Origin of the sequence: Vibrio sp. 10N.222.55.C6 (assembly GCF_041473395.1) — a bacterium.
GTDB classification, from domain to species: domain Bacteria; phylum Pseudomonadota; class Gammaproteobacteria; order Enterobacterales; family Vibrionaceae; genus Vibrio; species Vibrio crassostreae_C.
Genome location: NZ_JBFRSD010000001.1, coordinates 120055 through 143128 on the forward strand (window position 1 = coordinate 120055; position 23074 = coordinate 143128).

11 protein-coding genes are annotated in these 23074 nt (G+C 43.6%); 7 read left to right on the forward strand and 4 right to left on the reverse strand.

Features of this window, described 5'->3' with window-relative positions:
* Positions 1–27: 27 nt before the first annotated feature.
* Complete coding sequence (locus AB4486_RS00525; RefSeq protein ID WP_372116156.1) at positions 28–4698, reverse strand: type I secretion C-terminal target domain-containing protein; 4671 nt, start codon at positions 4696–4698, stop codon at positions 28–30.
* A complete protein-coding gene (locus AB4486_RS00530) occupies positions 4688–11320 on the reverse strand; it encodes an Ig-like domain-containing protein (RefSeq protein ID WP_372116159.1) in 6633 nt (2210 codons plus the stop codon). Before AB4486_RS00530 ends, AB4486_RS00525 begins: the two co-directional genes overlap by 11 nt.
* Before the next feature lie 279 nt (positions 11321–11599).
* Here AB4486_RS00530 and AB4486_RS00535 point away from each other — a divergent pair, with 279 nt between their 5' ends.
* The 3 genes from AB4486_RS00535 (at position 11600) to AB4486_RS00545 (ending at position 15107) form a co-directional block, all read left to right on the forward strand.
* Entirely contained in the window at positions 11600–13447 is a 1848-nt protein-coding gene (locus AB4486_RS00535; protein WP_372058165.1) for a M3 family metallopeptidase, read from the forward strand.
* A gap of 401 nt (positions 13448–13848) precedes the next feature.
* Positions 13849–14412 (forward strand): hypothetical protein, encoded by a 564-nt coding sequence (locus AB4486_RS00540; protein ID WP_372116161.1) that lies wholly within the window; start codon positions 13849–13851, stop codon positions 14410–14412.
* Positions 14413–14495: 83 nt separating this feature from the next.
* Complete coding sequence (locus tag AB4486_RS00545) at positions 14496–15107, forward strand: hypothetical protein (protein WP_372116164.1); 612 nt, start codon at positions 14496–14498, stop codon at positions 15105–15107.
* Between the two features lie 164 nt (positions 15108–15271).
* On the opposite strand, the gene AB4486_RS00550 is transcribed toward AB4486_RS00545, so the two are convergent.
* Together AB4486_RS00550 and AB4486_RS00555 are read right to left on the reverse strand one after the other, a co-directional pair.
* On the reverse strand, positions 15272–16105 hold the full coding sequence (locus tag AB4486_RS00550; protein ID WP_102393314.1) for a regulatory protein RecX: 834 nt from the start codon (positions 16103–16105) through the stop codon (positions 15272–15274).
* A 220-nt stretch (positions 16106–16325) separates the two neighbouring features.
* Entirely contained in the window at positions 16326–17930 is a 1605-nt protein-coding gene (locus tag AB4486_RS00555) for a mechanosensitive ion channel family protein (RefSeq protein ID WP_102393315.1), read from the reverse strand.
* A gap of 251 nt (positions 17931–18181) precedes the next feature.
* On the opposite strand from AB4486_RS00555, the gene AB4486_RS00560 reads away from it, so the two are divergent.
* The 4 genes from AB4486_RS00560 to AB4486_RS00575 all read left to right on the forward strand — a co-directional run bounded on the left by AB4486_RS00560 (position 18182) and on the right by AB4486_RS00575 (position 22835).
* Positions 18182–18430, forward strand: a complete 249-nt coding sequence (locus AB4486_RS00560; protein ID WP_017062732.1) for a hypothetical protein — start codon at positions 18182–18184, stop codon at positions 18428–18430.
* A gap of 921 nt (positions 18431–19351) precedes the next feature.
* Positions 19352–21415, forward strand: coding sequence for a protein-disulfide reductase DsbD (locus tag AB4486_RS00565; protein WP_136974700.1), 2064 nt, complete (start codon positions 19352–19354; stop codon positions 21413–21415).
* Between the two features lie 3 nt (positions 21416–21418).
* Entirely contained in the window at positions 21419–21988 is a 570-nt protein-coding gene (locus tag AB4486_RS00570; RefSeq protein ID WP_229647366.1) for a protein disulfide oxidoreductase, read from the forward strand.
* A 127-nt stretch (positions 21989–22115) separates the two neighbouring features.
* A complete protein-coding gene (locus tag AB4486_RS00575; protein WP_372099828.1) occupies positions 22116–22835 on the forward strand; it encodes a DsbA family protein in 720 nt (239 codons plus the stop codon).
* The last annotated feature ends 239 nt before the right edge of the window (positions 22836–23074 follow it).

Genomic DNA, 23074 nt, shown 5'->3' on the forward strand with positions numbered 1-23074 from the left:
CTTCCTTTTATAGACTGTACATCCAACTTACAGCGTTAAATTATTGTCTTCTATCATTTTTTGTAAAATTTGTGCTTCTAATGCACTGCTACTGTCACCTTGATACAGATCGTCGTACGTGACATCGGCTATTAAGATGTTTTGTTGAACGTCTTCGTCGCCATTAGGTTTAATAGAAATGGTCACGCCTTCACCAGATTCTTCTAAATCTAGATATTGTGTTGCCCCTAGCCCTGTATTAAGCCCTAGGCTTCCCAAAATACCCGAGAGGTCAATTGCATCAGTATCTGGAGACGCATCAAAATCTTGAATCACATCGTAGCTTGGTGCTTCTGCACTCCCTAAGCCTGAAGAGGCGAACACAAAATTATCTGAGCCCGTCCCGCCAATCAGCAGGTCGTTATCATCTGTCGCGGTAATCGTAGAATCCCCTTCAACAACAAATTCAACCGATACCGTTTGAGGTAATCCTACCGCTTGGTTGTTGCCTATTTCAGCAGAAGGTTCGATGGTAATTTCAAATGGGTCAACGCCATCATAGCCACCCGTAATCGCTAGATTCGGTACATCTGCCAAGTCCACCACATATTGACCATCGACCATAGAGCCATGTGAGAACGTCAAACCTGCGGGAATATCATAAATTGTAATGAAGCCCACTTCTGAATCAGCAGGGTTTACAAGAGAAAGGTCTAAACCAAGAGGAATCGTGCCACTTGCTTCTGCCACGATCGAAGAGTATTCAACGCTCAATAACGGTGCATCAGGCTCTGGTGTGATAATAAGCGTCATGTCTTGTGAGCTCGGGTCACCCGTGTCGACCACTAACTCACCGAGTACCGTATTTTGATCAACCGTTCGGCCGGTAATCGTAATATCGAGGTTACCAAACGCATCGCCCGCAAAGAATTCAAGCTCATCAACAGAACTTGCTTTAACGAGAATCGTCGCCTGTATGATGCCACCAACACTGGTGAAAGAACTGGTTTCTGATCCAATTCGAATTCGGTCTAACCCAACTAACCCTGATGGGTCCGAAGTTCCATTCACTGTTACCGTAATTGCTAAAAACTCATCACTGTTAGTTTCAAAGCTATTGGCATCAAGAGGAATCACGATGCCATCATCTTCACTTCCAGTGAGCTGTTCAGGTAAATCGAAGAACTCAACTTTATCACCAATAGGATTCACACCGACGGTAAATTCAGATTCGGTATAGCGGATTTCTGTGGTGCCGATTTCTTGAGTAATGGCTTCTAGAGACAGATTAATATCGCCACTAAAGTCTCGCGGCGGTAGAATTACAAGGTTGGCAAGCTGGCTTGGATCGAGCTGCCACTCGTAAGTAGGGTTACCATCAAAGGTACCGCCATCGACGCCATTGTTTGGAACCAACTCATAGTTGTCTCCGATTTTGATAGCGACAACTGCGCCTTCAGGAACTCCCTTTAACGAAAGCGACATGTTTTCAGAACCATCTTGGTCAATCAGCTCTGCGCTAAGTGATGACAACGAAATGTAATTATCTTCATCTCCGATAATATCCTCTGTTATCAAGTTCGCCGCATCAGCGACTGGCTCAACAGTAATAGTCACGACCGTCGTTTTATCTTGCGTATCCGTTTCTGTCACGCAATCCGCTTCATCGGTAATATTTGCTGTCACAGTGAGGGTAATTTCACCACTGTAATGCTCAGGTGGCGTAACTAACACATCACTCAAACGGCTAGGATCGGTTACGGTCCAAGTACCATCGCCGTTATCAACCAACAAGCCAGTATCAGCAGGACTCTCCGATAGCGTACCGCCATTTGATACCGTAATCGTCAGAGAGTTAACGGTTTCTTTACCAGTAGCGCTATTACCTTCACCCGTAATTAACTGACCATCTTCAACGCTATCGCCAAGAACGAGTTCGAGATTAAGGTCTGTCGCGATATCTTCTTGGATTGTTGTCGAATCTGTAGCCACGGTAATGTCATCCACGACTGGTAACACCTGAATGCTAATCGTCTGTTGTGTTGTTACGGTGTCGCCGTTACACGGTGAGGTTTCAATCGTCTCTATCGTGAAATCAATACATCCAGCGAAATCCTCATCCAATCCAGTTAACGTTAGCTTCGAGAGACCATCGGCAGTAATCGAGTAACCAACAACTTCGCCAGACGCGTCATATTCAGCAATAACGCCATCTCCAGAAATCTCAACGCCCTCAGGAAGCGAATCAGCAGGGATGTAGAAAGAAATCGAGTTATCTGGATCACTGGCGACATTAGTATTGAGCAAGCCAGTAAGGTCGATATCTTCCCCTTCTGGTGTCTTAATCTCACCATCCGGTTGAATCGGGCTTGGTGGACCTACAGGGTCACAAGTACCGCCACCGCCGTCATGGCCAGTGATCTGAATTTGGAATGAAGTATCTATATACTTTGAATCTTCTCCATCGATAACACGAGCACGCACCACAATATCTAAAACAGGTGTATCGCTTGGGCTAGAGATCGTCATACCGCTCAAGATCTCTTGCGCCAACTCTTGAATAGAGTCACTCGTCAGGCCATTGGCAGAGATAATCCAGTTTCCTGAAACATCTTGAGCGGCTCCGTTGGGGTGATCGACAATCAGCGAATAGCCATCAGGCACATCGATCAAGATATAATCTAAGTACTCTGAGCCATCCATATCTGCGTCAACAAAAGTAACCGCATCCGACACGTTGACTGGAGAACCGTCATCACTGAGGTATAGCTGACCAGAGCTTTCTAAACGAGTATCTGACTCAACCCTCGCATCAACAGTGACACTGATTGAACCAGAGATATCTTTTACATCAGTCGCGCCTGTTGGCGATGTATCGGTAACTTCATAGGTAATTGGGATCGAAAATGTACCGCTCAAATCTTCAGTAGCGGTGACGGATAGTCTTCCGCTACTTAAAAGCTCGGACAGTGTTGGCGTCGTAGAGTCTAATAAACTTTCTAAATCTAACCCTGAAAGCGGCACATCAATAACACTACCATCAAAATAAAGAGTCAGATCAGCAGGAAGACTGTCAATCACATACCCCGTTAAAGACTCACTCCCATCCACATCTTGATTCACTGATGGCTCTAGATTCAATCCAATTTGACTGTCTTCAATACCTTGAGTGCTGACTGTTTGACCATCTTCTTGATCAACAACGGGCGCTAACTCTACTTTCAACGTCATCGGGAACTCACCCGAATCACCATCAGGCTCTGTTGAAATAGCAATAACAGTTAGCTCTAACTCGCCACTGAAATCAGTAACAGGCTTGAGGTATAGGTCATTCAGTTGAGCATTAGAGACTTGGAATACTGGCCCTGTTACATCATCAACATACGCGATCGTTAGTGACACTGGCTCACCCAATGAATCCACTAGCAAGGTGCCATCAGGAATATTGGTCAGGAGTATATTGATCTCTTCTGAAACGTCGTCATCAGAAGTTTGAACCACAAAATCAAGTCGAATCAAACCATCTTCATTGAGAACAGATTGATTGCTGATGACTTTAGTATCACTGTCATATTCCCAGTGAGCATTACCACCATCGACAACGATCGGCTCATCGACGACACCCTTCAGGAAAATATTGATGGTTTGGGTGTCGCTAAGTGCGGTGATATTAACAGGGTCAAGTGAATCAACCGTCGATTCTGTGGCTACCGCAGTTACCTTGATAAACAGATCTTCAGTAAACGAACTGATGTCTTCTTTTGGTAGCAGATAAGCCACACCATTCTCGATGGCCTCCGCAGATACTAAATAAGTGTTAGGGCCAATTAGGTCAAACAATCCGCCTTGAATAGACCAACCATCTTGCACTTCGATTTGGTAGCTTAGAGATTCAGAACCGTCGGTATCAGTTAGCGATCCATCAATCACGTTATTGAGGAAGATGGTTTCATCTTCTAGGCCTTTGTAGTCCTTAACAGATACATGTGGAGTATCAGCATCCGGCGAAATCTCGACAACGACGGTATTAACAATATCGGCCGTTTTATCATCGGGGTCAGCGAAGGTGTTTCCCGCTTCGGTTGCAATCGCAGTGATATCAAACTCGAATCGACCCGCAAGGTTTTCATCGGCTCTAATTTCCATCTTATCGATTTGAGCTTGGGTATACTCTTTGCCCTCTTTAACCGCGTTACCGTTCAAGGTGATATTAAGCCCATCTGGAATGCCACTAATGGTGTAAGACAATTCTTCAGATGTGTCTTGGTCAACCAACTGAGCGGTGATATCCAATTTAATTGGGTCTGCGTCATCTTCTACGGATTGGTAGGTAAATACAGAATCTGACCAATCCGGCGCATCTGCCACGGGTAAAACAGAAACAGCAACGTCAGCGGTCAACTCTTTTGGAACCGTATCAGTACTAATGATCGCGTTGATCGCTAGAATAACCGTTGAGGTCGTATTCGATTCATGAAGTGCTGGTCGATAAGTCAACTGGCCATTCGGGCCGGTAAACTGACTGTCAATCGCTGTTAACTGATTGCCTGAAAGCGTCACCTTGCCATCAACCACTTGAAGCAATACGCCATCTAAATACAGGCTACCGCCTTGCAAAGAATCTTCTGAGAATTCAATAGCAGCAACAGTTTCGCTTTGGTCCACGTCTCCAGTAGAAACACTCACAACAATAATGGCGTCGTTATCTTCAATCTTCATAACGAATAAAGCCTTCGTTATCATCCAGTATGAGCTCCGCGTTACTTACCACTTCATCGCCGTCGGCATCTCGCACCAAATAATCAATATCATCGACGATCTTAGGATCGGCAGGATTGGTCGTTACATTGGGATTCGTGGTTAGTTGATAGCTACCATCAGGTGAAAGGGTAAATTGGCCGTATACGCTACCACTGTCAAAATCGTTGATTAGATCAATGGTTATTGGAGTATCAGCATCCACAAAGGTGTAGGTAGTACCGCGATAATCGAAACTTACAATAGTTGCTCCATCGGCACCTGCGAACTCTTCGGTTAGGAACTGTCCATTGAGGTCATCACCCTCAACCATTTCAATAGAACCGCTTCGTGAAGTTGGAATGGCATCCGTGACATTAACTATATAAATGGCAGGATCAGAACTGTCTCCATCCGCATCGTTGACTGTCAGTTCGAAATTGAGGGCTAGATTATTCTCTCCATCAGCATTTGCATGATCAAGAGGTGCATATAGGTTGAACTCTGTTGTGCCATCGTTGTTAAAACGAATTCGGAAGATATCGTTACCCGACGAATCTTGAGCGTAATACCAACCATCGGCATTCACTTCTTGCAAGGATATCGCTCGCCCACCACTGCTATAACCAAGCGCATCAAAAGCAGCGGTATTAATTGACACTGATGCTATATCATCTGAGCCTTGGATAATTGATATCGATGGACTCGGCTCTTCAGTACCAGGTTGTTCATTGTCACCAATGAGGCCGTCTTCATCGACAGATATACTACCTACAATTGAGAATGCAGGGTCCTTACCGTCGTATATTTTGATGTCGGATTCTTGAGTTGAACGCGAACCATCAGAATCAATAACAACCACTGTGGTCGGTATATTTAATTCAGTATCTTTTAGCCCTGTACCGTGGTCAATGGAGCGATATAGATCAATCTCAACAGCAACCGTTCCGGAGGCATTGGCTTCGAGGAAATAATCAGAAGGTAGGCGAATCTGAAGAATGACATCGCCATTACTCAATATCGCATCAAAACTACCATTGCCGTTATCTCTCCAGGATAAAGCCTCACCATTGTGCGTAACCGCTTCACCATCACCATCTAAAACAGCCTGACCGTTTGTCACATCAATACCAAGATAGACGATCGGGTCATGAGAAGCTGTTATATCTAAGTTCACCACTGCACTTTGTTTTACGCCGTCAGGAGTGGTATTTGCGATAGGGTTTTCGGACAATTCAACCGTGCCACTCCCAATAGAAGGCTCACCACCATCGGTAATAGTGACATCAAGATCTAGTTTGGTTTTATCATTATCGGAATCACGAGCAGTGACAGTAAAAGGAAGCGAATCCGTACCATTGGTTTGATCTAAGCCTTTATAAAGAGTGAATACATAATCCACGCTATTGTCTACATCACCAGAAACGGGGGCAGTGAAACTCACTGTAAATGCCACATCTCCACCCACTACTGGCCCTGCATAGCCAGTCAAAACGGTGCCGTCATCAGAGACAGTGTAATAAATCTGTTCACCGCCGCTGAAGAGCTGAGGTTGATCTGCTAAATCAAAGTACACACTGTCTAGGTAGTCACTACCAATCCCAACACTGAAGGAGCCCGTGCTGCTCACTTCACCGACAGGAGTATTACTTAAATCCGATTCGGTGACAGCCGCATTCGAATCAAGAACTAAGCTCGGATCGTCACCGTCTTCGATTACCCATGAAATCTGGCCGCTTTCTAAAGCAGTACCATCGGTATCAGTACCAACAATATTTAATGGAATAGTCAGTAAGTCGCTAGTGAGTACATGATCTAACGGACGCTCAATAACCAATACAATATCGGCAAGTACATTATTCCCGTCGACGGTTGTCGTCATTGAAAACGAGAACACATCATCATCACCTTGCTTAGCTGTAATAGTACGACCATCTGCGCTTAACGTATAAGTAAGTGCCGTGGAGTCACCACCTGAAGTAATACCTAACGCTTCTAGTTGCGCTACGGTCTCTGCGCTGAATGTTATAGAGTCGGGGTCAGGGTTATCCGAACCGCCTAATACAGTAAATTGAGCATTGATAGTTTGTGCGCCAGATGTAACGTCAACTTCTACCACTGTTTTAGAGCTATCTGTTATCTGCCCTGCTGCGCCGTCCGTAATATCAATGGTCGCCGTCGCAGAACCAAAATCACCACTAGAGTCAGCGGCAACGTAATTGAAGGTAACGGTATGTTCTTGGTTATGATCTAGATTTCGATTTGCTTCAAAGGTCCACTGTCCATTGGCAAATACGGTCAATACCCCATCCCCGGTATTAAACACCGCAGGAGTTGCACCTGAAATGTCTTTACTGATTCCCCCTACTTCGACGCTACTAATCGTCAGTGCGGTATCAAGGTCAATGTCATTACTGAGAACGTTGCCTGACGATGTTTCACCTTCAACCATCGAGTATGACTCGCCGAACAACAAAGGCTCGGAATCTAAAATCGTAATTGGTAGTTCACCTAAAACTAGCTCAGTAGTTCCATCATCATCTATTTGAAGTCCTTCGATAACAATCGAAGTTTGAAGTAACTCTTCACCAGCCTGTTGGTCAACCGCTTGGTAAAAGGAGATCTCAACGGTATCTCCAACAATCTTAGCTTCGAAAACCAGTGTTCCATCGGTTCGTGTTGCTTTGAGCACTTGGCCGTCAGACTCTAATGCAATAGCGATAGATTGACCTTGAGACGTCACTCCCTCGGCAGAGACTTGGTTTGCACTAAAAGCGAACTCGTCAGCAAACTGAATATTGATGTCAGCGACTTGGGTTTGATCTCCGAAAATCCCGACCGTGCTTTCAGAAAATGAGACTGAACCTGGCAGTATAATACTTGGCATGTCATCGCTGACTTCATTACCAATCGAGTTAACAACTCTCGCATCTATAATCCATTCAGTAGATGGATCTAAGCTAGAGACATCAATATTCTCGACTAGCCAGCCACCTGACGCATCCACGACTCCAACAAAAGTCAGTATTTGAGTACCGTCATTGATCTCGATGTAAACAGGTAAGCCTTCGGAGACATCGGTTGTCCCCTGCATGATGGTTAAGTCACCACTACGGAAATCCAAGATGCTGAAACCAGACAAGGTATCAATATCAATAACAGGCGGTACGGTATTAATTTGCGCTGTGTTGTCAGTCCCCTTAGCTTCATTACCCGCAATATCAACGGTAACCGCCTCTACGGTAATGCTACCATCAGCAAATGCAGACAGGTCAACATCATCGATGCTCCAAGCACCCGCAATAACTGCTGTTTGTAACGTTATAGATTGATTATTGCTATCCGTAACTGTGACGGTAATAGGCTGTCCATTTTCTACATTTTGAACCACACCCTGAAGACGAACAGATTTCACTTCTTCAGTATTGAGTATGTTATCGGCATCATCAAATTCTGCGGTGATGCTAGCCAGCGTATCCTTAACGATCGTATCGCTAGAAGTGACCGTATTTCCCGCAACATCCGTAACACTTGCTTCAACGGTCAAAATACCTTCTGCAAAATCCGAATAGTCTTGGCCTGTCAGTGTCCAGTTTCCGCCAGCTACTGTGGTCGTATAAACTTGGGAGACATTAAGGCTATCGGTGATAGTAATAGTGATCGTTTGACCATCTTCAACGTCTGCGACCGTTCCAACCAAGGCACCATTAGTAATTTCGGCTAAGTTGTAGTATTCATCATCTGATGCAGAGAAATCGACATCGATACTGATAAGCGTATCTTTGACTATGGTGTCACTTGAGGTTGCAGTATTGCCCGCAACGTCCGTAACTGTGGCTTCAACCGTCAAAGTGCCTTCCGCGAAATCAGAATAGTCCTGATCTGTTAGAGTCCAATTCCCCCCCGAAACCGTGGTTGAATATTCTACTGACGTACCAGCACTATCTGTGATGGTAATTGAAATCGTTTGACCATCTTCAACATTGGTCACCGTACCAACTAATGCGCCATTACTGACCTCGGCGGAGTTATAATACTCGTCACCAAAACCATCGAAATTGACACTGATGTCCGCCAACGTATCTTTGACAACTGTGTCACTGGAGGTCGCTGTATTGCCCGCAATGTCTGTAACCGTGGCTTCTACCGTTAAAGTGCCTTCAGCGAAGGCTGAATAATCTTGACTTGTGAGAGTCCATTCGCCACCAGTGACTGTCGCGGTATAATTTTCTGACTTGCCATCAACATCGGTGATGGTGATAGTAACTTCTTGACCATCTTCAACATTGGTAACCGTGCCGACCAATGCGCCATTACTGACCTCGGCAGAGTTGTAATACTCATCACCAAAACCATCAAAATCCACACTGATGTCCGCCAACGTATCTTTGACGATAGTATCGCTAGAAGTAGCAGTATTGCCTGCAACGTCCTTAACTGTAGCCTCTACAGTCAAGATACCTTCTGCAAAACCCGAATAGTCTTGGCCGACTAATGTCCATTCACCACCAGAAACTATCGCGGTATAATTTTCTGATTTACCATCAACATCAGTGATAGTGATTGAAGCTTCTTGGCCATCTTCAACATTGGTCACCGTGCCAACTAATGCGCCATTACTGACCTCGGCAGAGTTGTAATACTCATCACCAAAACCATCAAAATCCACACTGATGTCCGCCAACGTATCTTTGACGATGGTATCGCTAGAAGTGGCGGTATTGCCTGCAACGTCCGTAACGCTTGCTTCTACCGTTAGCGTACCTTCCGCAAAGGCTGAATAATCTTGACCAGTGAGAGTCCAAGTACCACCAGACACAACCGTGGAATAATCAACCGAGGTGCCAGCACTATCCGTAATAGTAATGAAAATGGTTTGCCCATCTTCAACATTTAGTACCGTTCCAACCAATGCGCCATTGCTCACTTCTGCTGAGTTGTAATACTCATCATCCGATGCAGAGAAATCGACGCCAATACTAACTAGTGTATCTTTGACGATGGTATCGCTAGATGTTGCTGTATTGCCCGCAACGTCCGTAACGCTTGCTTCAACCGTTAGCTCACCTTCAGCAAAACCTGAATAGTCTTGGCCAGTCAGAGTCCAAGTACCTCCAGACACAACCGTGGAATAATCAACCGATTTGCCACTAACATCGGTGATCGTAATGGATATAGTTTGACCATCTTCCACATTTGCCACAGTACCAACCAAGGCTCCATTAGAGACTTCAGCTTGGTTATAAAACTCATCATCAGAGGCAGAAAAATCAACACCAATGTTCACTAACGTGTCTTTGATAATTGTATCGGTAGAAGAAATAGTATTGCCTGCAACATCAGTCGTGCTAGCAACAACCGTCAACTCACCTTCGGCAAAGCCAGAATAATCTTGGTCTTTCAGGCTCCAAAAATTACCAGAAACAACTGTGGTATAGTCAACAGATAAACCATTGCTATCTGTAATCTTAATATCAATAGCTTGGCCGTCTTCGACATTGAAGATCGCTCCAATCAGAGCACCTTTGCCAACTTCATTTTCGTTATAATAGTTATCACCAAATCCATCAAATCGAACGAGAATCCGGTCAATCGTATCTTTTTCTATGGTATCCGTTGCTGTGGTAGGGTTTCCGGCAATATCTATGGTGCTTGCAACAACAGTGAGTTCACCTTCGGCGAAATTGGAATAATCTTGGTTTTCGAGCGTCCAGCTATTTCCTGAGACTACCGTTGAGTAACTCACAGATAAGCCGTTACTGTCTGTAATCGTTATTGAAATAGTCTGTCCATCTTCAACATTGACTACAGTACCAACTAATGCGCCATTCTCTACTTCAAACTTGTTATAAAACTCATCACCAAAGCCATCGAAGTCAACCTCAATGTTGGCTAATGTGTCTTTGATTGTGGAATCGTTAGCTGTAATGCTATTGCCAAAATCATCAGCAATGACAGCGTCGACTTGGAGATCACCCTCTTCCAATGAAGAAAGGTCGACCCCATTGACGACATACGTTTCATCGCTTGTGATGGCTGTGGTGGTTACTGTGTTTCCGTTAACATCAGTGATGGTCAGAACAACGGTACGCCCGTCTCGAACATCCACTGCCGTGCCCGTAATCGTGACACTTGGTACTTCAAACTGATTTTCGTAACCGTCTCCACCATCCAAAATATCAACGGTTAATAGTGCACTAGGTAACAGAATATCAAGGTTACCCTCATTCGAGGTTGTATCTTCGTCGGCATATTCTGCAGGACGCGTATCAAAACCCGCCTCAGCGAGCGTTTCATCTAAGGTGGAACGAACATAAACAATAAATGAGGCGCTGGAACTAGGTTGGTCATTTACTGAGTTAGGCTGTTGAGGTGCGCTTTCAATGTTGTTGACGAGTTCGGTGACCACCTTTTCCAACTGTTGTTCAACTGCGGCGATTTGTGGTGCAGTTAAGGGCTGAGCCTCTTGTAAGTTCTGAGGTTCAATGCTGACGACTTGCACGCCTTCAACTTTTGGCTGCGTAGCAGGTAATTGAAGCCAAGTACCATCAGGGAATACTTGCCAAACAACACCACCAACTTCGATATATAAAATAGGATCCATCCTAAACCTCTTCCTTACAAAAACGCTGACCTTGAGTACATCAATTTACTCAATAAAAGGCTGGATAAATCAGCGAACTATTTCTAATTAATACTAGCAAACAACAAATCATTAACAGTTAATTAATTATAAATCATTAACAGTTAATTAATTATCACTAATACGCTGTAAAGTAAACCGATAGGCTGTGACTTGCATTCAGTTATATCTATCATCACAAAATACATTCAATGAATGTGTCATAATGTTGAAATTACTGGTTAATTTTCAAGGAATGTCATGACTGCAACGAACTATCTCAACCAATTGAATCAAAAGTATCTTGCGACTCATAAAGCGAAAGAAGACTTCTTTTGGGATACATATATGGGGATCAGTGACGACCACGATGGTTCGACACTCGCGCAGACTCAGTGGACGGAATTTCTTAGCTCTGCCGAACAGATTACTGCTATCGAAACGCAACTCGCTGTTATCGATGAAATTCAAGATCCCCTCGAAAAAGAGAGTACACTGACAGGCTTGAATGGTTGGTTAGCGACCTTTAGATCTCACGCTATTGAGTCTGAACAGTCACAGAAGCTTAAAGCCGAACTCATAAAGTTTGAGGCTGAACTGTTTGAGAAAAAACAGAATCACGTGATGACTTACGTAAATGAAACAGGCGATGAAACAGAAGGGTCACTGCCCGTTTTAGGTTCAGCCGTTAGAAGTAATGGTAATGAACAAGTTAGGCTTTCTGCACATCAAGCACTATTAGATTTAGAGCAATGGCTGCTGGCTAACGGCTTTATTGAACTGATCAAAAAACGTAACCAATTTGCTCAATCACTGGGTTTTAAAACCTTCTTTGATTACTCGGTGGTAAAAACCGAACAGATGACGACAGAACAACTGTTTACGATTCTGGATGACTTCGAAGCACGCACGCGTGATAGCCATCAGCAAAGCCTAGCCAATTTGGCTGAGCAGAAAGGCGAGAATGCACTTCAAGCCCATAACTTTACCTACTCTTTTGCAGGTGACGTTATGAATGATCTTGATCCTTATGTTCCATTCTCAAAGTCACTTCGACGCTGGATCGAATCATTTGGTCGCCTAAACATCGAATACTCTCAAGCGACATTAAAATTGGATCTGCTTGATCGCAAAGGTAAGTACCCTAATGGCTTCTGCCATGGCCCTATCCCTTCTTTCTACGATCAAGACACTTGGGTTGCGGCTCAAGTTAACTTCACGAGCAACGCCAAGCCCGACCAAATCGGCAGCGGTTATGATGGTATCAACACGCTATTTCACGAGGGCGGCCACGCAGCGCATTTCGCCAACGTTAAGATGAACGCGCCTTGTTTCTCTCAAGAATTTGCACCAACCTCGATGGCTTATGCCGAAACTCAATCCATGTTCTGCGACAGCTTGTTGAATGACGCCGATTGGCTCAAACAATACGCGCTTAATGCAGATGGCCAAGCAGTACCTGACGAGTTAATCAAAGCAATCATCGATAACAAACAACCCTTCAGAGCCTATCAAGAACGCAGCATTTTAGTGGTTCCGTATTTCGAGCGAGCACTTTACGAATTGGCGGATGAAGATCTGACACCTGAAAAGATCACCGCTCTTGCTCGTAGCAGTGAGAAAACGATTCTTGGATTAGCTTGTAGCCCTCGCCCATTAATGGCGATCCCGCATCTATTGTCGGATGAAGCCTCTTGCGCATATCAAGGTTACCTGCTGGCTCATATGGCGGTGTATCAAACTCGTGCGTATTTCACCGATAAGTTTGGCTACCTAACGGATAACCCAGAGATCGGCCCTTTGTTAGCTAAGCACTATTGGCACCAAGGCAATAGCGTGAATCATAATGGGACAATCGAAAGCCTGACTGGGGAAGGTTTTAATGCAAAATACCTCGCTGACGAGTGCAACTTATTGCCAGAAGAAGCTTGGGCGATTGAGGAGCAAAAAATCAAACAGCTGTCGACAAGAGAACGTGCACCAGTCGCGGATTTGAATGCGAAGATATCGATCGTTGATGGTGCAACTGAATTAGCGAATAATGCAAAGTCGAATGACCAAATGTGTGATGATTTTGAGCACTTTATTATTGAGCAATACGGTCGATAGATTGAGTTTTAATGCTAATGAAAAAGGCAAAAATGAGTAGTGACATAACTCATTTTTGCCACTTTGTTGGATAGACCTTTTAATCATTCACCCCCTGTTCATGGGATTTTGCCCTACTAAAAGTTATCCATTCTTCTAATGCTGTTCGTCGTGAATTCCCATGTTGTATCACGGGGGTAAATTCGACCTATCTATCAGCACTTACAGACCCCTATTTTAGTTGCAAGCTTGCGCGCTAGTTTTTTCTTGAGCTATAAAATAATCTTATATTTTCGTTTTAGTCATCTCATTTATAACGATAAGCCATTGTTAGTAGTGTGGAATTCTGAGTAAAATCGCATTAACAAAAAACTAGATAGAAACCTTCTTTTTAGTACCTGTTATGAAACTTCGAGGGTGGCATGGATTTTAAAGAGGAATTTTCAACAATATTGGTAGCTGTCATGGGGAGTACTGCATTAATTGGCTTTCTTGCTAAGTTATTTGCAAACTCTCTGGCTTCTGCCGCCATCAAAAGATTTGAGTTGATAAATGCTAAGGCGCTTGAGAAGCAAAAATTAGAACACGAAAAGCAACTCGAAGATATTAAGTCACAACTAACCAAGCTCCAAAAAGAGCACGAAGTTGTATTTGCTAATCTTTATGTGAAGCGTGAGAAAGCTGTTATAACGTTGTACAAACAGATGAATGAACTTGCGCTTTTAGCTGATAATAAGCTCCGGGATTCAAGCATAGAAATTGATGACAAATGTAGGGCGCTGATTGAGCACTTTGAATTGAGTCGCCTTTATTTTCCTAGGGATATAGCTAGTGAAATTAACAACGTAATCAATACTGTTTACCACCTGACTAGCTACGAGAATCAAACTCAATATGAACAGCTGGTTTTTCAGTTGAAAATCCAAGTTTTTGACCAAATGGAATCAACATTTAGAAAGCTTCTAAAAATCGAAGATTACAGATAGACCTTTCCATACAAACGATTAATACATAACTTTAAATAATCACGGCACTTGTGCCCTGCCTGATTAGATCACAAGGAGGTATAATGAAATTTAAATATCCGAATAATTGGGGATACTTTGATGGTTATGTTCAAGTCCATCAACAAGCTCCGAATGGATTTAAAAATGACATTTCGTTGATTAACCGATTTGCCGCAAGATATCGTGTCGCGGCATCTTTTAACGGCTTAAACCTAGACAATTTTTCCGAATCAACAGAAGCTGGTTACTCTGGATTGTGTCGAGTTTTTTTAGCTTGGTCTGCATACGAAGTTTTTTTGAAAATAATTGAGCTAAAAGCGTCTAAAACTGAAAGTTTACTGAGTCGTTATGATTCGGGGTCTGTAGCTCGTCAAATTCGGGCAATGGATACAGGAGACAAGTTCTATAATTTTATTTACGAAAGAGTGAATAAAGCCCATCAAACTGAATTAGCTAAGTATTTCCAAGTAGACGAATGTAATCCTCAGTATTTAGCTTCGGCAGTTAGACATATTTTTGCTCATGGTACTCTTAGCGCTAACGCGAACGAGGTTTCTCCAAAAACTGTCGAACTAATTTGCGATCTTCTCGCCGATTTCCTTTTAAAAGTAATGGATCATGAGTTTTCAAACATAATAGAGAAACATAAGGCGTTTGAAGGAATTGGATATTAACAATGTGATCTGTTCCAGTCAGACTGGACACTGAACTTAAGTGAATTTTCCATACTTGAAGTTATTCGTGTTTTGCTAATTTAAGTAAAAGCTCTAAGTAACTTCTGTCCAATAGTTACTTAGGACAAACCAACATACTACAATAGGAAATTTTTCCGGCTTAGTTATTCGTTATCTTCACTCAATGCAAATTTGATCTCGTCAGAAGAGAACCCCTTTCGACTTAGCATCGCGTAAGCCTTAGAGCGTTCTTTATGATCGTTTAGGTCATAAGACTTCTTCTGCAACTGTTCTAAACAAGAAGAATAGAAATCTAGCTGCTCTTCATTAATCAATCGGTCGATGAGCGATGACAGCTCACTGGTGTCGATTTGTCGTTGTCTCAGTTCTTGCTGTATGGCAGTCAGTCCCTTGCCTTTACGAGCATACTTGAGCACCTCTTTTTCCAAATCGGCTTTCTCGGCCTTAATTTGAATATTACTTTTCAGTTGATGCGCTTGTGGGTGCTGGTCAATCGCTACCTTAACTTGTTGATAGCTAAAACCACGCTTTTGCAGTGTCGCAACCAGCTTTTCACGGCTCATGGTAAAGCTTGAGTAGTAGTGGTTGATTCGGTCTATCAAGATGGTTTGTTCATCAATAGACTTTTCGAAGGACACTTTATGGATTGCATCAGAAATCACTGAATCGGTCAGGCCCTTCTTCTTCAATTTTTCGACAATATATCGAGAACCGAATTCACCAGAAAAAGCTTGTTCCACGAATTGTTCTGCAAACACTTGGTCAGACTTGATATACCCGAAGCCTTTCAGTGTCCCTAGAGTTTCATCGATCCATTCTTGATTGTCGGTTTTCACTTTGAGCTTCGCAACCAACTCGCTTTCCGTCATATCTCTCTGGGTTAGGTGCCACATTGCAGAGTTCATGACGCTTTCAATTCGTGTTGCTTTTCTTACCGTTGTATTTCTACTATTCGTTTTTTGCTGTGAATCATCCATTCGCTTTCAACTGTCCAAACTAAGCCTACCCCATCATAACGTAATTCTAAGGCGGTTGAGTGACATAAAAGAATGAAGCTCAATATAAACGGAAGCCAATAAAAATGGACGCTTATTCAGCGTCCATTTGATATCACATTAAGAATGATGGCTCTAAGCCATGCTTAGCTTTTTTCGTAATAGCTCTTTTCGAAATCGCTTCGCGCACTAGCTCATTCGCTTAACTCTCTTCGTGATTGTAAATATGTACATCTCGTTGAGGGAATGGAATCGTGATGCCTTCTTCATCGAAGCGTTTCTTCACGGTTTCCGTTACATCCCAGTACACATCCCAATAGTCATCAGTCTTAACCCAAGGTCGAACTACGAAATCAACAGAAGACGTATTCAAGGTATGAAGCTTGATCATATGCTCTGGTTTTTTCAACACTAGAGGGTGTGCAAGAATGATGTCGTTCAATACCGCTTTCGCTTTATCGATATCATCTGAATAACCAATACCGAAAACCATATCAACACGTCTTACACGTTCTGCCGTGATGTTGTTGATCACGTCACCCCAAATCTTGTTGTTTGGGATCACCAAGCGTTGGTTATCAATGGTTTGAACAGTCGTCGATACTAAGCTCATGTCTTTTACCGTGCCTTGCACGCCTGCCACTTTAACCATGTCACCGACGTCATAAGGACGGTAGATCAAGATCATCAAACCCGATGCAAAGTTAGATAGTGTGTCTTGCAATGCGAAACCAATGATGACACCGGCTACACCGAAACCAGTAAGAAGAGGTGCTAGCTCTATCCCTATTTGAGACAGTGCGATAAGCAAACCAATAAACACGACCGCTTTAGATGCGATGGATACAAAGAAGTCCTGCATCAATACACTGAAGTCCATTTTAGAGTGCGAAACACTCTTACGAACGGTTTTGCGAGCCACGTTAGCAATAAGGCGAGTTACATACAAAATACCGAGAAACAGAGCAAGTTTAACGATAAAAGAAGGGGTATTTTCAAAAGCCCATGAACTGAACGAACGAAGCCAACCATCCAACAGCTCCAGTGCAACATCAACATCCAACACATCGGCGTTAATGTCACCTGTCGTCGCTAGCAAAACACGTTTGTACGAAGTCACATCCACGCCAAACGGTTCCATTAGCGTGATGGTTTCTTCTAAGCTCGCGACCATAACGCTAGTTCGCTCACTGAAGCGTTCAAGCTCAGTTTTAATCGTCGCTTTCTCTTCTTCACTTACATAAGATAACCGGCGTTCTAAATCTTGACGTTGTGTATCCGTGTATAGAATTGCATTAGTAAGATATTGAGAACGAGAAACAAGTGCCGTTTTGAGCTCACCTTCAGGAACCGCAACATCAACATCACGCTCTTTCGACCAATCTAATGTCTTAGCAAGCTGCTGATAATAGACATCCATCATTCCGATTCGTTTTTGAATGCGTAATTCAAGGCGTTTTTTAGCATCACCTTCAGCGGAACGGTTTTCTTTGCTCATTGAAACGATTTTAACTTCATTCAATGACAGCAATTTTTGCAGTAGTTCGACCTGCTGAGCAAGAGTGACATCCAGCCCCTCTTTTTTATCTGACGATAGCTGTGAAAAAATCTCTTCGCGTAGGCCCTGATTCTTACGCCTTAAGATATCTTCAAGAAAGGGCTTCTCAGCATCATGCGCCGTTTCTAATGTTGCTAGATCGAGCATTAACTGATCTTGTACTTCTGCGATTTTCTCAACGCTCTGCGCATAACTTCCAAATGCGACAAACGCCAACATTAACAATAGACAACGCCAAACCTTCATCATATTAATTCCTATCACTGTCTAAATTGACCCTATAAATAGTAGTAAAAAGAATATGGATAACAAGCATTTAAACGTATGTTATGTTAAAAATTCGCAAATTATCAGCCTGCTTCTAATATTTGAGAGTTCCAATCCCCTCTTATGACCTGTAGAGTACGCATCCAACAAAGAACAACAGCCAATATCTTCATTCGAGCACAGCACTAAAGCGCCCTAAATACGATGTTGGCTCACAGCAAGAGAGCATAAAAATGAACAACGAACTTGATATTATTGAGTCTCTAGAAGAACTAGAGCAATTCCTAATTTCAGTGGAAGCTGGCGGTTTAGGCCTTGAAGGCGTTGAAGGTGTAGGCATGGCAACCAATAATTCAGATGGTCGTCACTTCGTTGCTGTATTCAATAGCAGCCATAAAGTTCTGCTTGCTCGCTGGATCACCAAAGAGGTGTTTGATAACGGTAAAGACTTGGTACGTAACGGCCCTCGCCGCACTCACTAAGTCTTTCCAATAGCACAAATGATTAAAGCCCAACACGTTCACTGACGATCTGTTGGGCTTTTTTGTATCGCCTGTCCCGTCCTGATAGTTAATAAACCACTCAATACAGAATAATTAGCGATAACTTTCAGTTGTTGTGAACTTTAGCTAGAACTCAAGGTCGTATTCGCGTGAATTGGTGTTTATGCGTCGTTTATCGTGTACCTGCCGTTTTCCGCGTTTATACATAGTTTCACTTTAACCATTTTATGACTTGTGGCGCGAAGAGAACTTATCTAAGCTAGCCACAATTCAATGAGCTGGCTTTAACTAATATCAAATTTGATTACTGACTAATTTGCTGAACACATCACTACTTTTCTTATCCACAAAGAACCGCCGACAAAAGCATTCGCTTTGGGCGCTCTTCCTTACCGGACTGGTTATCGTAACTTGTCTGGCGAGCACTCTGGCCGTCAAGAAAGTATCGTTATCTGCATCCGCTAATGGCCAATCAGTCCTAGTTGGCACACAAACTCATACAGAAACCAGTAATCCCCAAACCAACATCGCTTCTTCAGAAAAAATGGCTGCTCTATACGCCAGCGTTTTCGGCTTAGAAGCCTCAAAAATGTTAACGTCCCCCAATTCAAATTCATGCAGCCTAAGTTCGAAAATGCTGACCTTTGCCGCCCCAAAAACCGGCTGGCTGATCCCATTCGTACTTATTATTGCTGTTGCGTTTAACTTACCTCCTCACATCTCGAGATTATCTAGAGACAATCATCGCTCTACTCGACCGACAAAACACCGATTGCATCTAAAGCACTGTATATTTAGAGAGTAAATAACCGGGCTACTACACCCTTTTATTTATTTTTTGGAGATACATTTGTGTACAACACACTACTAACTAAGTTTGTCGATTCATTGGCATTCTCTATGCGTACATGCGCGAAAACCTTAGTCACTGCCCTTTTGGTTATGACGTCATTTACCGCCTTGGCACAGACAACGGGCTGGCTTAGTGTGCCTGAGCATCCGCCTGTTAAAATGCGAATGATGTCGACGGGTGAACAGTCGGATGACGGCTCTAAGATCCAAACCGTGCTCGATGTCGTGCTCGACGGCGACTGGAAAACCTATTGGCGCAGCCCAGGCGAAGGTGGCATTCCGCCAAGCTGGGACTGGTCTGGTTCAACAAACATTGAGTCAGTAGAGTGGCACTGGCCGATACCTAAATACTACGAGCAGCTTGACGTCATGACGTTAGGCTACAAAAAACATGTCAGCTTTCCTGTCACTTTATCCCTGAAAGACAACACGAAGCCTGCGATATTCAGGGCATCGTTTACCTTTCCGTCGTGTACCAATATCTGTGTGTTAACCGATTACGATATCGAACTGCCGATTGACCCACAAACTTTAGCGCTCGATGAAGAAGCGATGTTCTTGTTCAACCAAGGCATGAGCCAATCTCCACGAGAAGCTAATCGCACTTCAGTCAATGGTCTATTTTGGGACAAGAGCAAGCAGCAACTGGTTACTCAGCTGACAAGTAAAAATGGCTGGGATAAGCCGATGGTGTTGATTGACGGGCAAGAAGTGATTGATGACTTCTTCTCTCAACCAAGCGTCCACATCACAGACAATACAATGACGGCCGTATTTGATGTGAGCAACTGGATAGGTGAAGTCGACTTAACGGACCGTAACGTGAGTGTCACCGTTTCAGACACTAATTTCGCCGAAGAGATGACGGCCAAAGTTGGCTCAGAACCGATCGCTTACCAAACAAGCAACAACGGCTTTTTGGCGATGATAGGCTTCGCTTTAATTGGTGGTTTGATCCTCAACATCATGCCATGTGTGTTGCCAGTCTTAGGAATGAAATTAAACAGCATCATTCAAAACCAAGGTGCATCTAATCGTCATATTCGACTCTCATTCTTAGCTTCTGCTTCAGGTGTCATTACATCATTTGCGCTGTTAGCCCTAGGTATGACCGCTCTAAAAATGGGTGGTAATGCAATTGGCTGGGGAATCCAGTTCCAAAATGTTTGGTTCATCGGGTTCATGCTGATCATCACTTTGCTGTTTTCGATTAACCTGCTTGGGTTATTCGAATTCAGACTACCATCAGGTTTAAACACCTGGATGGCAACCAAAGGCGATGACTCACATTCAGGCCACTTTGTTCAAGGCATGTTTGCAACGCTGTTAGCAACGCCGTGTAGCGCGCCATTCCTAGGAACCGCTGTCGCGTATGCACTTGGAGCAAGCTACCAAGAGTTATGGGCTATCTTCATCACGCTTGGTATCGGTATGAGTGCGCCTTGGTTGATCTTTGCGCTATTCCCAAGCCTAACCAAATTGCTTCCAAAGCCTGGGGCGTGGATGTTCAAAGTTAAGCTGGTATTTGGCTTAATGATGTTCATTACCAGCCTATGGCTAACAAGCCTCCTTAGCCCATTCATTGGTAAATTCCCAACTATCCTGCTGTCGCTATTTATCGTGATTTCAGTATTGATTTGGATTGGCCGTAAGTTGGGTCGCAAGGTGCTTATTCCTATCGTCGCAACCACAACCTTGGTGTTTGGTGCTGCATTGATCGTCGGTAGTGTCACCGCTGATAACTGGGCGACTCCGATTGTTGACGATCTCGCTTGGCAAAAGCTGGATGCGAAGCAAATCCCTCAGCTCGTTGATGAAGGCAAAACGGTGTTTGTTGATGTGACTGCTGATTGGTGTATCACTTGTAAAGCCAACAAGATCGGCGTCATCCTTCAAGACCCTGTCTACAGTCACCTACAGCAAGAAGACATTGTTTTGATGAAAGGTGATTGGACAACACCAAGTGAAAGTGTCACTCAATACTTACAAAGTAATGGGCGATTTGGTGTGCCATTTAATATCGTCTACGGCCCGAGCTATAAAAGCGGTATTCCACTGCCTGTCATTCTCAACAGTGACACTGTCGTTCAAGCCATCGACGCTGCGAGATAACTGATGAAGACTCCCAACAATGAAGATAAATCTAGCACGATTGAAGACGACGCTGTAAAGGGTGAGGCCAAAAAGCCAAGTCGTCTTAAGAAGTGGGGAAAGGAACTGGTTTCAATGATATTGATCGTTGGCGTGGTTTCATTTGCCATGGACTTTTATCACAGCAGAAGCATGCCTCAGGGCGATGCGATTCCAATTGTGGGTCAATCGCTCCAAGGCGAAGATATTGATGTTATCGAGCTAAGCAAAAATGGTAAGCCAGTCATTGTCTATTTTTGGGCGACTTGGTGTGGTGCCTGCAAATTTGTAAGCCCGACGGTTAATAGCTTCAGTGATTCCCATCAGGTGGTTTCGGTCGCTCTATCGTCTGGTCCAGACGAACGTGTCCAGCGCTACTTAGAGGCGAAAGAGTATGACTTCCCTGTGATCAATGATCTCTCTGGATCGATCAGCAGAAGTTGGGGAGTCAATGTCACGCCAAGTATTGTCATCATCAAAGATGGAAAGATTAGCAGTATCGCAACCGGCGTTACATCCCCTATCGGCCTGTGGTTAAGAACCTACTTTGCCTAAATCGCTCACAAAGAAAAACAGAGCAAAGCTAAGTGAATAAACCGACTCAGCCAGTTTAACAAACAATATTAATGTAAGCGCAACCTAATAAGCGCTCACGATTATCACGAATTTGAGAAAAGACAATATGAAAAAGCATCTGATAAGCGCACTGATTATAGGCTCATTAATGAGTACTAATGCCTTCGCAGAATTAAACAAAGAACAAACTCAACAACTTGAAGAAATTAATCAATTCCTGAAGGAAAATCCATCGACGATCTCTGGATTGCATACCAGTTTAGAGCAGTACGTAGCAGGTCAAGAGCAAACGAAAAAAGCCCAAGCGGAAAGCCATGATTGGTTATACAACAATGACGCCCACCCAATCACGGGCAATCCGGATGGCAAATCGGTCATCATTAACTTTACCGACTATAACTGCCCTTACTGTAAGCGCTTGGAAAAAGGCTTGGTTCAATTAGCCTCTGAAAACAGCGACATTAAAGTGATCAACGTGTACTTATCGTTTAAGCAGCAACAGGTTTCGGGGCTAGACACCAACGCGGCGCTATACGCGATGAAAGTATGGAAAGATAACCCAGAAGCATTCCCTGAAGTTGATAGATTGCTGATGGCGAAAAGCGGTATTCACTCGAAAAGCTCACTAGAAGCCGTTGCCAACAAGACGGGAACAGAGGCGGAACTAAAAACAACTCAAGAACAAAACCAGGTTCTAACCACTAACCATCAAACGTTCAGTGCACTCGGCTTAACGGGCACTCCAACCATGATGATGAACGGAAATGTTTTACCAGGATATGTGCCTTACGACCGATTAAAAGAGGTCGTGGATGACGCTTTTTAATCGAGTGTAGATAGAGATAAAGATTCAAAAGAGAAGTAATAAAAAGCCGACTCGCGTAACTCGCAGTCGGGTTTTTGATGAGTTTAAGATAATGTTTTCAATATTATTTTTGAAATAGAAAAGCAGTCGAAGTGTCACTATCTTGCAATGGATTCTTAATCTAGCCTCGCTACTCTAAAAGCAGTTCTCTCGATGAGTCCAAGACGTGCTTACTCAAGACAACTGTCCTTTGACCGAGC